Source organism: Streptomyces hyaluromycini, assembly GCF_002217755.1.
Classification (GTDB): Bacteria; Actinomycetota; Actinomycetes; order Streptomycetales; family Streptomycetaceae; genus Streptomyces; species Streptomyces hyaluromycini.
The window spans coordinates 59,852-73,811 of record NZ_BCFL01000040.1 but is presented as its reverse complement, the minus strand read 5'-3'; the positions used below and the strand labels follow the sequence as shown (position 1 = coordinate 73,811).

Genomic DNA, 13,960 nt, shown 5'->3' with positions numbered 1-13,960 from the left:
GGTGCCTCCCCCAGCCTTCGGCCGGGGGGACCCCCAGCGCCCACCCGTGCCGCCCTGCGGCACGCCTGCCCGCAGCTGAGTAGCTGACACGGCCGCGCGCGGCTATGTGGGACGCGGCTGGGCAGCGCCCCGTAAGAGGCGCGGGGAACTGCGCGACCAGCCCCCACCGGCCCGCGGGTGAACCACAGCCCGCAGCCCCCACCGGCCCGCGGGTGAACCACAGCCCGCAGCCCCCACCGGCCCGCGGGTGAACCACAGCCCGCAGCCCCCTCTCGGCTACCTCACCTCGCCGCCTCCCGGCAGATCAGCAGCAGTGCCCTGTCGTCGTTGACGTCCTTCGCCACCGCCTCGATCAGGTGCCAGGCCGCGCCGTGGAAGCCGCCGGCCACATAGCGGTCCGCTTCTCCCGTGAGGCGGTCCATGCCTTCCATGATGTCGCGCTCGGACGTCTCCACCAGGCCGTCCGTGAAGATCATCAGGACGTCGCCCGGGCGCAGGGAGCCCTTCACCGGGTCGAACTGAGCGCCGTCGTACACACCGAGGAGGGGCCCTTCGGCGGCCTTCTCCTCCCAGCGGCCGCTGCCGGCACTGAGCTGGAGACCGGGCGGGTGGCCCGCGGAGTACAGCTCGTAGTCGCCGGAGTCGAGGTCCAGGACCAGGTGTATGGAGGTCGCGAAGCCCTCGTCCCAGTCCTGGCGGAGGAGGTAGCCGTTGGCGGCGGGGAGGAAGGCGTGCGGCGGGAGGGAGCCGAGGAGGCCGCCGAAGGCGCCGGAGAGGAGCAGGGCGCGGGACGCCGCGTCCATGCCCTTGCCGGAGACGTCGGTGAGGACGACCTCCATGGTGCGGCCGTTGTTCGTGCGGGCCGCGACCACGAAGTCGCCGGAGAAGGACTGGCCGCCGGCCGGCCGCAGGGCCATCTCCCGGTGCCAGCCCGGCGGCAGCTTCGGCAGCTTGCTCTGCACCCGGATGCGTTCGCGCAGGTCGAAGAGCATGGTGCCGCCGCGCCGCCAGGGCACGCCGACCCGGCTGCGGAACTGGGCGGTGAGCAGACCGAAGAAACCGCAGGCGGCCACGACGAGGACCACGCCCGGGGTGACCCGGGAGGGGCCCTCCGTGTAGGGGCCGAGCCGTACCGACTCCACGATCAGGGCGGTGGCCGCCGCCGCGTACAGGCCGAGCAGGCTCGCCGGGCGCAGCAGCAGGCCGCCCGCGATGATCGGCAGGACCAGCGCGGCCGGGGAGAACCAGACCGAGTTGGCGAGGGTCATGGAGGCGAGGACCGGGACGGTCAGGAGCAGCCCGATCAGCGCGATCCAGTCGGAGCCGTCGCCGCGGAAGTAGTCCACGGCGCTTCTGCGCACGCCGACGCGGGCCCGGTGCCACTGCACTTTCCACCGGGCCGGGAGGGTCTCGGCCTTCGCGCGCCGCTCTCGGTCTACTGCCATTAGTTCGGGACCCTATCCATCGGACCAGCTGCTTGGCACGGGAGGTCCCACTTGTCCCCCGTCCGAGGCTCACCTTCGGGTGCGACTTCACAGTGAACTTCACCGGAAGCCCTCACGTCGCCGTCCGGGAGAAATTCGCTGGCTCGTCCCGCAATGCCCTGGTAGGCATGGCACATGGCGAGCGAGCGTGCGACCGAGTTGAAGGTGCTGCGGTCCGAGGAGTTCGACGGGTGGTGGGATCACCTGGTGCGGGCCTTCGGCGCCGGTCCCGCAACGGCCGAGGAGCGTGCGCTGGACCGGTCCCTGACGGAGTCCGAGCGTGCGCTGGCCGCCTGGGACGGGGACGAACTCGTGGGAACGGCCGGGGCGTTCAGGTTCCGGATGACCGTGCCGGGCGGTGCCGTGCTGCCCACCGCGGGGATCACCATGGTGAGCGTGGCCGCGACGCACCGGCGGCGCGGGGTCCTGACGTCGATGATGCGCCGCCAGCTGGACGACGTGCGGGAGTGGGGCGAGCCGCTGGCCGCGCTCACCGCCTCGGAGCCGGCGATCTACGGCCGCTTCGGGTACGGCGCCGCGACCTTCCAGCTGCAGGCCGAGATCGACACGAGCCGGGTGACGCTGGACGTGCCGGCCGGCACCGGTGACGTACGGCTGCGGTACGCCGGCCCGGCCGACGTGCTCGACGCGTGCGAGGCGGTGTACGCGGAGCTGGTGGCGCGGCGGCCCGGGATGCTGACCCGGCAGCCCGGCTGGGAGCGGGTGGGCCTGCTGGACCCGGAGAGCGAGCGGGACGGTGCGTCGGCGCTGCAGTGCGTGGTCGCCGAGCGGGACGGGGAGGTCACCGGGTACGCCCGGTTCCGTACGAAGCTGGGCTGGTCGCCGAGCGGGCACGACGGCACGGTGTCGCTGGAGTACCTGGCCGCGCTCGATCCCGCGAGCGACGCTGCGCTGTGGCGGTTCCTGTTCGGCATCGACCTGATGTCGACGCTGACGGTGCGGGGGCGGCCGGTCGACGACGCCTGGCAGCACCAGGTCTCCGACATCCGGCGCTGCCTGACGCGGGTGCGGGACATGGGGTACGTCCGTCTCGTCGACGTCGGTGCGGCGCTCGCGGCGCGCACCTATCAGACGCCGGTGGACGTGGTGCTGGAGGTGGCGGACGCCTTCTGCCCCTGGAACGAGGGCCGTTGGCGGCTGACCGGGGACACCAAGGGGGCGTCCTGCGAGCGTACGACGGACGCGGCCGAGCTGACGCTGTCGGTACGGGAGTTGGGGGCGGCGTACCTCGGTGGTGTGTCCCTGGTGTCGCTGGCGCGGGCCGGGCGGGTGGGCGAACTGCGGCCGGGGGCGCTGGCGGAGACGTCGGTGGCGTTCGGGTCACCGGTGCTGCCGTGGCTGCCGCACGGGTTCTAGCGCGCGCTCAGCGTTTCTGGCAGGTGGGGCACCAGAAGAGGTTGCGGGCGGCGAGGTCGGCGGTGCGGATCCCGGTGCCGCAGAGGTGGCAGGGCAGCGTGGCCCGGCGGTAGACGTACACCTCGCCGCCGTGGTCGTCCACGCGCGGCGGGCGGCCCATCGCCTCGGGGGTGTGCTCGGGCCGGACGGTGTCGATGCGGTTGTTCCGGACGCCCTCGTGCATCAGCTCGACGAGGTCGGTCCAGACGGCGTCCCACTCGGCGGGGGTGATGTCCCTGCCCGCGCGGTACGGGTCGATCCCGTGCCGGAACAGGACCTCGGCGCGGTAGACGTTGCCCACGCCGGCGATGACCTTCTGGTCCATCAGCAGAGCGGCGATCGTCGTACGGCTGCGGGAGATCCTGCGGTACGCCGCGTCCGGGTCGGCGTCGTCGCGGAGCGGGTCCGGGCCGAGGCGGGCGTGTACGGCGTTCTTCTCGTCGTCGGTGATCAGGGCGCAGGTGGTGGGGCCGCGCAGGTCGACGTAGACGGTGGGGTTCGCCAGGCGGAGGCGGACGGTGTCGGTGGCCGGGGGCGCGGGGGCGCCGCCGAAGGCGACCTTGCCGAAGAGGCCGAGGTGAATGTGGACCCAGTCGCTGTCGCGGAAGCCGAGGAAGAGGTGCTTGCCGTGGGCCTCGGTACGGGTGAGGGGGGCGCCGTCTATCAACGCGGCGGCGTCGGAGAACTTGCCCTGCGGACTGGTGACCCGCACGGCGCCGCCGCTGAACCGACGGTAGTCCAGCGCGAGCCGGTGGATCGTGTGCCCCTCTGGCACTGAGGTGATTCCTTTCCCACCCACCCACCCGACTCGGTCAGTGGAGAGGTGCACGTCGAAGGGCACAGCGCCCCGTAAGGGGCGCGGGGAACTGCGCGACCAGCCCCCGCGCGCCCGCGGCCGAACGTCTACCGGCCGTCCCCTGCCTCGCCTCTCGGGCGACCGAGTCGGGCGGGCGAGTGGGCGACGCTACGGCTGGGGGTGGTGCGCCGGGATCGGGGGCAGGTCGCCCGTCGTCTCGTACTCCGTCAGCATGTCGATGCGGCGGATGTGCCGCTCGCCCTCGGAGAACGGCGTGTTCAGGAAGGTCTCGACGAACTTCGTCGCCTCCTCCTGCGTGTGCATGCGCGCGCCCACCGCCACGACGTTCGCGTTGTTGTGCTGCCGGCCGAGCGACGCAGTCTCCTCGCTCCAGGCGAGCGCCGCCCGCACGCCCTTCACCTTGTTCGCGGCGATCTGCTCACCGTTGCCGGAGCCGCCGATCACGATGCCGAGGGACTCGGGGTCGGCCGCCGTCCGCTCGGCCGCGCGGAGGCAGAAGGGCGGGTAGTCGTCGTCGGCGTCGTAGATGTGGGGGCCGCAGTCCACGGGGTCGTGGCCCGCCGCCTTCAGCCACTCGACGAGGTGGTTCTTGAGTTCGAAGCCCGCATGGTCGGAGCCGAGATACACGCGCATGGGACGAGTGTGACACGGGCGTGAACGCACGGCAGGGGCGGGGCCGAACCCCAGAAATTGTGAGTAACACTACAGAACCTCAGGAAAACCTCAAGTAACGATCTGGATTCAAAGGTTCAGGAATCAGTCCACCTCCGTTTCACTGGACCGACTCGTACGCCGCTCGTACGAGAGCCCGCTCACCCGGCGCAAAGGAATTCCCCCCATGACTGGCAACGGTCCCCAAGACGGTCTCCACGCAGGACTCAAGAACCGGCACCTGTCGATGATCGCCATCGGCGGCGTCATCGGCGCCGGCCTCTTCGTCGGCTCCAGTACCGGCATCGCCACCGCAGGCCCCGGCATCCTGCTGTCGTACGCACTCGTCGGCACGCTCGTGGTGCTGGTGATGCGGATGCTCGGCGAGATGTCCGCCGCCAACCCGACCTCCGGATCGTTCTCCGCGCACGCGGACCGCGCGCTCGGCCGCTGGGCCGGGTTCTCCATCGGCTGGCTGTACTGGTTCTTCTGGGTGGTGGTGCTGGCGGTCGAGGCGACCGCCGGTGCCACGATCCTGGAAGGGTGGATCCCGGCCGTACCGCAGTGGGGCTGGGCCCTCATCGTGATGGCGGTGCTCACCGCCACCAACCTGGTCTCCGTCGGCTCCTACGGCGAGTTCGAGTTCTGGTTCGCCGGCATCAAGGTCGTCGCGATCGGCGCGTTCATCGTCGTCGGCCTGCTGGCGGTGCTCGGCGTGCTGCCCGGCGCGGACACCGACAAGGCGGGCTTCTCCAACCTCACCGGCCACGGCGGTTTCCTGCCGCACGGCCCCGGCGCCATCCTCACCGGCGTGCTGCTCGTCGTCTTCTCCTTCATGGGCAGCGAGATCGCCACCCTGGCCGCCGGTGAGTCGGAGGACCCGCAGCGCGCGGTCACCAAGTCCACCAACAGCATCATCTGGCGGATCGGCGTCTTCTACCTCGGCTCGATCCTCATCGTCGTCTCGCTGCTGCCGTGGAACGACCCGTCCATCAAGGAGAAGGGCTCGTACGTCGCCGCCCTCGACTCCCTCGGCATCGCGCACGCCGGCCAGATCATGAACGTCATCGTGCTGACGTCCGTGCTGTCCTGTCTCAACTCCGGCCTGTACACGGCCTCCCGGATGGCCTTCTCGCTCGGGCAGCGGGGCGACGCGCCGAAGGCGTTCGCGCGGACCACCGCGCGTGGTGTGCCGTTGGCCGCGATCGTCGCGTCCGTGCTGTTCGGGTTCGTCGCCGTCTTCTTCAACTACAAGTTCCCGGACTCCGTCTTCCTCTTCCTCGTCAACTCCAGCGGCGCGGTGGCCCTGTTCGTCTGGCTCGTCATCTGCTTCTCGCAGCTGCGCATGCGGAAGATCATCCAGGCCGAGGCGCCGGAGAAGCTCGTCGTGAAGATGTGGCTGTACCCGTACCTGACCTGGGCGACGGCCGGTCTGATCGTGTTCGTGCTGGGCTACATGCTGACCGACACGGAGGGCGAGAGCAGCGGTCGTACGACCGTGCTGCTCTCGCTGCTGGTCGCGGCGGTGGTGGTCGTGGTCGCCGTGGTGAAGCAGAAGGTGACGGGCGGCCGGACGGCCCAGGCGGTCGCCGAGCCCGCCGACAAGGTGTCCGTGGGCTGACGCTCACGGCAGGCTGACCCTCACAGCAGGGTGAAGCTCTCCTTCACCTGTTCGTAGGTCCGCACGCCCTGGGCTTCGACCGCCGGCTGGTACCAGGTGTTGATCTGGTACGACTTGCCGTCGGCGTCGAAGCCCAGCAGCCGTGCGTGCCAGGGGGTGCCCTTGAGGGTGAAGGTGTACTCCCAGACCACCGCCGGGTAGCCGCGGAACGTCGTCTCGGCCAGCCGGATCTTGGTGTAGTCCTGGCCCTGGTGGGCGCTGCGCTCGGAGGCGCTCCAGGTGTTCATGAGGTTGCCGCGGGCGAGCGAGGACTTGGCGACGAGTTCCTGGCTGCCGTCGGGGGAGGTGTAGTGGACCTCGGCGCCCGTCTTCACGTCCCTGCGCCAGCCGGCGGGTGGCGCCCAGGCGAAGCCGCCGGCCTCCTCGTGGGCGCCGGGTGGGAGTGAGCGGGGGCGGGCAGTGCCCGCCACGGTGGCCGACGGGTCGGTGGTGGCTGAGGGGGTTGAGGAGGTGCCGGTCGCTGTGTTCTTGTCGCCGCCGCCTGTTGTGGTGGTGAGGAGGATGGCGAGGGCGGTGGCTACGGCTGCGGTTCCCAGTACGGCGAGGAGAGTTGTGCGTTTGGGGGGCTTGCGGTGGTGGGTCGCCGCGGGTGTGCGGGGGCTGGTCGCGCCGTTCCCCGCGCCCCTTTCGGGGCGCTTCGGTTCGGGGCGTTGCGACGTGGGGCCCGGCTGACGACGGGTCGGGAGGGTCGGGCCCGTCGAACTGCTCGACGGGGTTTCCGAGCGGACCTCTGCGCGGGGTTCTGAGGGGGTCTCTGTCGAGGCGCTGACAGGCGGAGACGGCTGTATCTCCGTCGGCGGCGGCTGCGGGCGTTCGTCCTCGGGTGCCGGGAGGTGCACCACGTACGCCGGTGTCGGGCGTTCCGCCGGGCGCGGGGCCGGATACCTCTCCGTCGGGGTCCGGGTCGGGTACGCCACCGGGCGCAGTTCCTGTTCCACCTCCGCCAGCCCGGGCCGTACCGTCGGTTCCTTCTCCAGCAGTGCTGCCAGCAGCTCGTGCAACGGGCCTGCCGTGGCCGGGAGTTCGGGCTCCTCGTAGAGGACGGCGTGCAGGGTCGCCAGGGTGGTGTCGCGGGAGAAGGGGGAGCGGCCGGCGAGGGCCGCGCACAGGGTCGCGCCGAGCGACCAGAGGTCGGACGGCGGGCCCTGCGGGCGGCCGGAGACGCGTTCGGGCGCCATGTAGTCGGGCGAGCCGACGAGCATGCCGGCCATGGTGAGCGCCTTGGCGTCCTGGATCGCGGCGATGCCGAAGTCGGTGAGGACCACCCTGCCCGCGGTGTTCTCGACCAGGACGTTCCCGGGTTTGATGTCGCGGTGCAGCACTCCCCCGGCGTGCACCTGGTGCAGCGCCGCGACCAGGCCGAGGCCGATCCGGGCCGTCGCGCGCGGGCTCAGCGCCCCCTCCTCGGCCATGATCCACTCCAGGGAGCGGCCGTGCACCAGCTCCATGACGATCCACAGGCGTTCGCCCTCGTCGACGACGTCGTAGACCCGCACCACGTTGGGGTGGTCGATCCGGGCGGTGGCCCTGGCCTCGCGCAGGGTGCGTTCGCGGCGGGTGCGGGTGTCCTCGGCGTCGAGGCCGTCGATCCGCATCTCCTTGACGGCGACCTGCCGGTCGAGCGTCTCGTCGGCGGCCCGCCACACCCGCCCCATCCCGCCCTGCCCGATGCTCTCGGCCAGCCGGTAGCGACCGGTCACCAGCAGCCCGGGAACACCACCCTGCCCCGCATTCTCCGGACTCCCGGGATTCCCCGGACTCCCCGGACTCCCCGGACTCCCCGGACTCCCCGCGCCAACAGAATTCCCTGGATTCTCTGAATTCCCCGGCAATTCGCTGCACCCCCTCAACGACCGCCCCTGCTGACACACAATGGTCACACTTACGGCCGTACCAGCATAGTGCGGAGAAATCTTGTGGTACCTCTTCAAGTGGCCGCGAATTCAGGCGCGGTCCAGGGGGTTGCAAGGGGGACGAACATGAGTTCTCGTCGTACGGCCCGGCGGCTGACCGTGGTCACGGGATCACTGGTCACGGCATCTTTTTCGGCCGTGATGATCCTGCCGTTCACGGCCGTCGCCGATGACCAGGGACCGGGAAGCAGTAAAGGGGGAAAGGCGGTTGACCAGGCAGCGGACGGCGTGAAGCTGACGACCACGCTGCCCGAGAAGATCTCGGTCGACAACAGTTCGCAGAAAACGGCGATCACCGCCACCGTGAAGAACGAAGGGACCAAGGACAGCGGCGACATCAGGCTTTTGGTGGTCGGTTTCGACGGCCTGAAGGTCACCGGCGTGCAAGGCTGCGACGCCGTCGCGGCAAAGGATCTGCCGGCCGGTTCGAACAGTGCGTTCAGCTGTTCCGTCGGCGCGCTCGGCGCGGGAAAGTCGAAGTCGTACGCGGTCGACGCGACGTTCGATCTGGGCAAGACCGGGAAGATCTGTCTGCCCGTGCAGAGCGCGGACGGGAAGAAGACGTTCTGGCAGCAGGGCCCGGTGCCGTTCGGTACGACGAACCCGTCGCCGAACGCTCCGGCCACCCCGCTGCTCCTCGGCACCGACAACAAGCCGGTGGGGCCGAGCGGCGACCAGCTGCCGAAGACCGGCGCGGGACGTGACGTGCTGCCGCTCGGCGCGGCCGGCGCGGCGCTGATCGCGGCGGGAGCGGCGGGGGTGTGGTGGTCGCAGCGGCGGCCGCGGCAGCAGTCGTAGCACCCGGTACGACAGCGGGGCCCGGGGTGCCGAAGCATCCCGGGCCCCGCTGCGGTCGGGCCGGGTCAGCGCTTGTCGGCGAGCTTCCACGCCGCGGGCAGCGCGCCCATCGCCAGGGCCGCCTTCACCGCGTCGCCGATCAGGAACGGGGTGAGGCCGGCCGCGATCGCCGCGGACGCGGACATGTCGGCGGCGTAGGCCAGGTACGGCACGCCGACGGCGTAGATGACCGCCTCGCCGAGCAGCATCGTGCCCGCCATGCGCAGCACACCGCGGTCGGCGCCGCGCCGGGCCAGGGCGCCGACGACGGCGGAGGCGAGCATCATGCCGAGGATGTAGCCGAAGGAGACGGAGACGCCGGAGGTGCCGCTCGCGAACCAGGGCACGCCCGCGAGGCCGGCCAGCGCGTACAGGGCGAGGGAGAGCAGGCCGCGGCGGGCGCCGAGGGCGGTGCCGACGAGCAGGGCCGCGAAGGTCTGGCCGGTCACCGGGACCGGGGAGCCGGGCACGGGGACGGCGATCTGGGCGGCGAGACCGGTGAGCGCGGCGCCGCCGGCCACGAGGGCCGCGTCGCGCACCCGGGACGCGGGCAGAAGATCGGCGAGGACGATGCCGGTGCGGGTCGACGCGGCGGCGGTGGCGGTGCTCATGGGGACTCCGCGGGATGGAGGCAAGAAGGGGACACCGTGACGCTATCCCGGGCCGTCTGAGCCGGACACGTCAGCGATCGACAAAGGCCGGAAGCGGCACTTGGTGGGCTCTCCACAAAGGATGCGGGTTACACGCGGTACGGGGTGACGCCGATCACTGAGGCCGGGATGTTTCAGTCACGTCAACGGCGTTGAACGGGCCTGTGGAGTTCCACCAATCGAATCCCAGCGGTCTGGCGGGATTCGAGGTTTCTGGCCTACGCTTCCGGACATGGTCGCCCAGTCCCGGAACTTCACGTCGCGTCGCTATGTCGACCTGCGACGCCAGGGGGCTGCCACCTGTCGCCGTACGCCCTGAGGCCGCGCGGCGGGAGACCGGTCCGGCGCGCCTCGACGTCCGAGACGTGTCGGCCCCGTTCCCGAGGACGGTTTCCCATGCCCCGTACCGCGGCACCCCCGCCCACCTCCGCGCCCCGTGACCGGCGGCGGACCAGCGCCAGTGTGGTCCTGCGCTCGGTGCTTGAGCACGGGCCGGTCGCCCGCTCCACCATCGCCCGGCTGACCGGGCTGTCCCCGGCCTCCGTCACCGACTACTGCGCCCGGTTCACCGAACTCGGCCTGATCCGGGAGACCGAGGTGCCACAGCGGCTCAAGGGCGTGGGCCGGCCGCATGTCCCGGTCGACCTGGACGACTCGCGGTTCGTGGTCGGCGGGGTGCACGTGGCCGTGCCGTACACCACGGTCGCGCTGCTCGACCTGCGCGGACGGGTCGTCGTACGGCGGGAGTTGAAGCACCGGGACACCGACCCGCGCGGGGTGCTGACGAGGGCCGCCGCAGGGCTCGCCGCGCTGCTCGGCGAGGTGCCCGGCAGCCGGCCGCTGGGTATCGGCGTCGCCGTCGGCGGCTGGGTGGACCGGGACTCCGGGACCGTCGTCGAGCATCCGCTGCTCGGCTGGCGCGAGGTGCCGGTGCGCGAGCTGCTCGGCGCGCACACCGGGCTGCCGGTCCATGTGGACGGTCACGCGCGCGCGTTGGTCAACGGGGAGCGGCTGTTCGGGCGGGCCCGGGGCAGCCGGAGCGTGCTGCACCTGTTCGTCGGGAACGTGGTCGACGCGGCCTTCGCCACCGGCGACGAGGTGCACCACGGCCCGCGCTCCCAGGCCGGCATGATCACCCATCTCCCGGTACCGGGCGGCACCGAGCCCTGCGGCTGCGGACGCACCGGCTGCCTCCAGGTGGAGCTCAGCGAACGCACGCTGGTGCGGCGGGCACGGGCGGCCGGGGTGACGGACGGCGCCAACCCGATGGACGTCCTGGCGGCGGCCGGTGCCGGCGACCCGGCGGCCGCGGGGCTGCTGGTGGAGCGGGCGCGGCTGACCGGGCGGGCGGCGGCGCTGCTGCTCGACGTCCTCAACCCGGAGAGCGTGGTCGTCACCGAGGTCGGCGTGCTGTACCGCGAGGACTGTCTGCGCGCGCTGCGCGAGGCGGTCGGGACGGAGCGGGCGGCCGTGGTCGCGCCGACCAGTTTCGGGGCCTCGGTGCTGGCGGTGGCGGGCGGTTCGGTGGTCCTCGACGTGCTGTACCGGGACCCGCTGAGCGCCTCGTCGCCGACGGCTCCGGCCGCGGCTCCGACGGCAGCTCCGGCCGCGGCTCCGGCCCTGTCACCAGAGCTTATTTAATTCAGGAACTCGGAATATTGACAGCCGTCGCACACGGCAAGGAACATCCTGTTCATGACCTGTCGCACCCTCTGTTGCTGACGTCTTGACGCGCCCCGGGCGCGCATTTCCCTCTGCGTGAGATCTCTCTTTCCGGCCTTCCGTCGCCGGGAATTCGCCCTGCCTTTCTGCTGCTTTTCCCTCGGAGCACTCCCATGCCTTCTGCGTCCTCTCCCGGCATCGACCGCCGGCTCTTCCTGACCTCACTGCTCGGCGCCTCGGCGGCCGTGGCCGGGCTGAGCGGCTGCGCGGGCGGCAGTGCCGCCGCCGACACCGCGGGCGCCTCGACCGCTCCGCTGGCCGACAAGGTGCCGTCCGGCACCAGCCTGAAGATCGCCTCGTATCTGAACACCCAGCAGTTGCAGTTCAAGCTGGCGAAGCTGCCGGCACTGCCGTTCACGGTGTCGAGCTGGGTGAACATCGGGGCCGGTCCCGACGTCATCAACGCGTTCCGCGCCAAGTCCCTGGACCTCGCGAACAACGCGGGAATTCCGCCGATCCAGGCGCAGTACCAAGGGTTCGCCGCAAAAATCGTGGCGATCAACATCACCCGCAAGCCGAACTACCTGTTCGCCACCAAGCCCGGCAGCGATATCCGCACCGTCGCCGATTTCAAGGGCAGGAAGCTGGCCTTCTCGCAGGGGCAGGCCCAGGGTGTCGTGCTGCTGCGGGCCCTCAAGGAGGCCGGGCTCGCCTACGGCGACGTGAAACTGGTCCCGCTGACCAGCAACCAGTTCTTCACCGCCCTGCAGTCCGGCCAGGTGGACGTGGCCCCGCTCGCCAACACCCAGGCGCCGGCCTACCTCCAGCAGTACGGCTCCAAGGGTGCCCACGCCATCACCACCGACGTCGTCGACCTGCTCAACCTGCTGTGGGCGCCGCAGGCGGTGCTGAACGACAAGGCGAAGGCGGCCGCGGTCGCCGCGTACATCCCGCAGTGGGCCAAGGGCCTGGTCTGGCAGTGGGAGAACCCGGACACCTGGAACGAGGAGTTCTACGTCAAGACCCAGAACCTGACCCTCGCCCAGGCCCAGGGCATCACCAAGCTCGCCAACAAGCCGCTTTTCCCGCCGAGCTGGGACGAGGCGGTCAAGTGGGAGCAGGAGACCGCGGACCTGCTGGCGGAGGGCGGGTTCGTGAAGAAGACCGACGTCACCTCGCTCTTCGACCACCGCTTCGAGTCCATCGCCGCGAAGGCCGTACCGGCGGAGTACCGGAAATGACCGCCGTGACCACCGGCACCGTGCCGGTTCCCGTGGCAGAGGAGGCGCACCGGGTCCGGCCGCGCCGCCGGCTCTCCCCCGGCCGCCGGCTGCCCGCCGCCCGGCTGGCCGGCCCGCTCGTCGTCCTCGCCGCCTGGGCCATCGCCTCCGCCGCCGGGCAGCTCGACCCCGGCGCGATCCCGGCGCCCTGGACGGTTCTCGACACCGCCGTCCACCTGTGGACGGCCGGGACGCTGCGCACCGACATCCTGACCTCCGTGGAACGGGCCGGATACGGCTTCGCGATCGGCCTGACCGCCGGGGTGCTGCTGGCCCTGGCCGCCGGGCTCAGCCGCACCGGCGAGGCGCTGATCGACGGGACCGTGCAGATCAACCGGGCGATCCCCACCCTCGGCCTGATCCCGCTGTTCATCCTCTGGCTGGGCATCGGCGAGACCTTCAAGATCGCCATCATCGCGATCGTCGTCTACATACCGATCTACCTGAACACCCATGCCGCGCTGTCCGCCATCGACAGCCGGTACGTCGAACTCGCCGAGGTGCTGGACCTGTCGAGGGTCCAGTTCATCCGGCAGATCGTGATCCCCGGCGCGCTGCCCGGATTCTTCGTGGGGCTCCGGCTCGGCGTCACCGGCTCCTGGCTCGGCCTGGTCGTCCTGGAGCAGATCAACGCCACCAGCGGCCTCGGCTACATGATGTTCCAGGCCCAGAACTACGGGCGCAGCGACATCATCCTCGTCGGTCTGCTGATCTACGGCGTCTTCGGCCTCGTCTCCGACACCGTGGTCCGGATCATCGAACGGAGGGTGCTGTCATGGCGCCGCACACTGAGCAGCTGACCCGCCCCGCCGTGCAACTCCGAGGCCTCACACGGTCGTTCGGGGATCGTACGGTCCTCGACGGCATCGACCTCGACGTGCCGGCCGGGCAGTTCACCGCCCTGCTCGGGCACAGCGGCTCCGGCAAGAGCACCCTGCTGCGGGCAGTCGCCGGGCTCGACCACGGGGTCACCGGCAGCGGGCAACTGACCGCCCTGGAACGGGTGTCGGTGGTCTTCCAGGACTCCCGGCTGCTGCCCTGGCGCCGGGTGCTGGACAACGTGGTGCTGGGTCTGGAGGGCAAGGACGCCGGCGAGAAGGGCCGTGCGGCGCTGACCGAGGTCGGGCTCGCGGGCCGCGAGCGGGCCTGGCCGGGCGAGCTGTCCGGCGGCGAGGCACAGCGGGCCGCGCTCGCCCGGTCCCTGGTCCGCGAACCCGAACTGCTCCTCGCCGACGAGCCGTTCGGGGCGCTGGACGCGCTCACCCGGATCAGGATGCAGCACCTGCTGCGCGAGCTGTGGAAACGGCACCGGCCGTCCGTGCTGCTCGTCACCCACGACGTCGACGAGGCGATCGTCCTCGCCGACCGGGTGCTTGTCCTGGAGCGGGGCCGGATCGGTCTCGACCTGACCGTGGACCATGACCGGCCGCGCGGCGAGTACCGGAGCCGGCTGCTGGCGGCGCTGGGCGTCACGGAGGACGTCGCGTGACCGTCGGTTGCGGTGGTCGTCCCGGGGGCTGCCGCCCCCGGACCCCCGCTTCGGCCTTCGGCCTCGTCCTCAATCGCCGG

At 71.3% G+C, this 13,960-nt stretch carries 12 protein-coding genes; 7 read left to right on the top strand and 5 right to left on the bottom strand.

The features are described from left to right. Positions 1 to 281: 281 nt before the first annotated feature. Positions 282 to 1,445: a PP2C family protein-serine/threonine phosphatase gene (locus SSP29_RS48920; RefSeq protein ID WP_089107493.1), complete on the bottom strand. Its 1,164-nt coding sequence runs from the start codon at positions 1,443 to 1,445 to the stop codon at positions 282 to 284. A 174-nt stretch (positions 1,446 to 1,619) separates the two neighbouring features. On the opposite strand from SSP29_RS48920, the gene SSP29_RS48915 reads away from it, so the two are divergent. Next, entirely contained in the window at positions 1,620 to 2,861 is a 1,242-nt protein-coding gene (locus SSP29_RS48915) for a GNAT family N-acetyltransferase (protein WP_089107492.1), read from the top strand. 7 nt (positions 2,862 to 2,868) lie between these two features. On the opposite strand, the gene SSP29_RS48910 is transcribed toward SSP29_RS48915, so the two are convergent. Then, complete coding sequence (locus SSP29_RS48910; protein ID WP_089107491.1) at positions 2,869 to 3,675, bottom strand: Fpg/Nei family DNA glycosylase; 807 nt, start codon at positions 3,673 to 3,675, stop codon at positions 2,869 to 2,871. 189 nt (positions 3,676 to 3,864) lie between these two features. After that, the gene (locus SSP29_RS48905; protein WP_089107490.1) at positions 3,865 to 4,350 is read right to left on the bottom strand and encodes a ribose-5-phosphate isomerase; all 486 of its coding nucleotides are present in this window, start codon (positions 4,348 to 4,350) and stop codon (positions 3,865 to 3,867) included. Between the two features lie 205 nt (positions 4,351 to 4,555). Here SSP29_RS48905 and SSP29_RS48900 point away from each other — a divergent pair, with 205 nt between their 5' ends. Further along, a complete protein-coding gene (locus SSP29_RS48900; RefSeq protein ID WP_089107489.1) occupies positions 4,556 to 5,989 on the top strand; it encodes an amino acid permease in 1,434 nt (477 codons plus the stop codon). A gap of 20 nt (positions 5,990 to 6,009) precedes the next feature. On the opposite strand, the gene SSP29_RS48895 is transcribed toward SSP29_RS48900, so the two are convergent. Then, the gene (locus SSP29_RS48895; RefSeq protein WP_089107488.1) at positions 6,010 to 7,749 is read right to left on the bottom strand and encodes a serine/threonine-protein kinase; all 1,740 of its coding nucleotides are present in this window, start codon (positions 7,747 to 7,749) and stop codon (positions 6,010 to 6,012) included. A 354-nt stretch (positions 7,750 to 8,103) separates the two neighbouring features. Here SSP29_RS48895 and SSP29_RS48890 point away from each other — a divergent pair, with 354 nt between their 5' ends. Next, complete coding sequence (locus SSP29_RS48890; RefSeq protein WP_438363851.1) at positions 8,104 to 8,760, top strand: LPXTG cell wall anchor domain-containing protein; 657 nt, start codon at positions 8,104 to 8,106, stop codon at positions 8,758 to 8,760. Positions 8,761 to 8,825: 65 nt separating this feature from the next. Here the strand turns inward: SSP29_RS48890 and SSP29_RS48885 are convergent, their stop codons facing one another. After that, a complete protein-coding gene (locus tag SSP29_RS48885; RefSeq protein WP_089107486.1) occupies positions 8,826 to 9,410 on the bottom strand; it encodes a biotin transporter BioY in 585 nt (194 codons plus the stop codon). 435 nt (positions 9,411 to 9,845) lie between these two features. Here SSP29_RS48885 and SSP29_RS48880 point away from each other — a divergent pair, with 435 nt between their 5' ends. From SSP29_RS48880 to SSP29_RS48865, 4 genes are all read left to right on the top strand, one after another. Continuing rightward, the gene (locus tag SSP29_RS48880) at positions 9,846 to 11,090 is read left to right on the top strand and encodes an ROK family protein (protein ID WP_089107485.1); all 1,245 of its coding nucleotides are present in this window, start codon (positions 9,846 to 9,848) and stop codon (positions 11,088 to 11,090) included. A 194-nt stretch (positions 11,091 to 11,284) separates the two neighbouring features. After that, entirely contained in the window at positions 11,285 to 12,352 is a 1,068-nt protein-coding gene (locus SSP29_RS48875) for an ABC transporter substrate-binding protein (RefSeq protein ID WP_089107484.1), read from the top strand. Next, positions 12,349 to 13,191 (top strand): ABC transporter permease, encoded by an 843-nt coding sequence (locus SSP29_RS48870; RefSeq protein ID WP_089107483.1) that lies wholly within the window; start codon positions 12,349 to 12,351, stop codon positions 13,189 to 13,191. The genes SSP29_RS48875 and SSP29_RS48870 overlap by 4 nt, the downstream gene beginning before the upstream one ends. Next, the gene (locus SSP29_RS48865) at positions 13,167 to 13,880 is read left to right on the top strand and encodes an ABC transporter ATP-binding protein (protein ID WP_089107482.1); all 714 of its coding nucleotides are present in this window, start codon (positions 13,167 to 13,169) and stop codon (positions 13,878 to 13,880) included. The genes SSP29_RS48870 and SSP29_RS48865 overlap by 25 nt, the downstream gene beginning before the upstream one ends. Positions 13,881 to 13,960 lie beyond the last annotated feature (80 nt).

Bases quoted from the DNA above. Each gene is read 5' to 3' on its own strand.
- SSP29_RS48920 (WP_089107493.1), bottom strand. From the start codon at position 1,445: ATGGCAGTAGACCGAGAGCGGCGCGCGAAGGCCGAGACCCTCCCGGCC.
- SSP29_RS48915 (WP_089107492.1), top strand. From the start codon at position 1,620: ATGGCGAGCGAGCGTGCGACCGAGTTGAAGGTGCTGCGGTCCGAGGAG.
- SSP29_RS48905 (WP_089107490.1), bottom strand. From the start codon at position 4,350: ATGCGCGTGTATCTCGGCTCCGACCATGCGGGCTTCGAACTCAAGAAC.
- SSP29_RS48900 (WP_089107489.1), top strand. From the start codon at position 4,556: ATGACTGGCAACGGTCCCCAAGACGGTCTCCACGCAGGACTCAAGAAC.
- SSP29_RS48890 (WP_438363851.1), top strand. From the start codon at position 8,104: ATGATCCTGCCGTTCACGGCCGTCGCCGATGACCAGGGACCGGGAAGC.
- SSP29_RS48885 (WP_089107486.1), bottom strand. From the start codon at position 9,410: ATGAGCACCGCCACCGCCGCCGCGTCGACCCGCACCGGCATCGTCCTC.
- SSP29_RS48880 (WP_089107485.1), top strand. From the start codon at position 9,846: ATGCCCCGTACCGCGGCACCCCCGCCCACCTCCGCGCCCCGTGACCGG.
- SSP29_RS48875 (WP_089107484.1), top strand. From the start codon at position 11,285: ATGCCTTCTGCGTCCTCTCCCGGCATCGACCGCCGGCTCTTCCTGACC.
- SSP29_RS48870 (WP_089107483.1), top strand. From the start codon at position 12,349: ATGACCGCCGTGACCACCGGCACCGTGCCGGTTCCCGTGGCAGAGGAG.
- SSP29_RS48865 (WP_089107482.1), top strand. From the start codon at position 13,167: ATGGCGCCGCACACTGAGCAGCTGACCCGCCCCGCCGTGCAACTCCGA.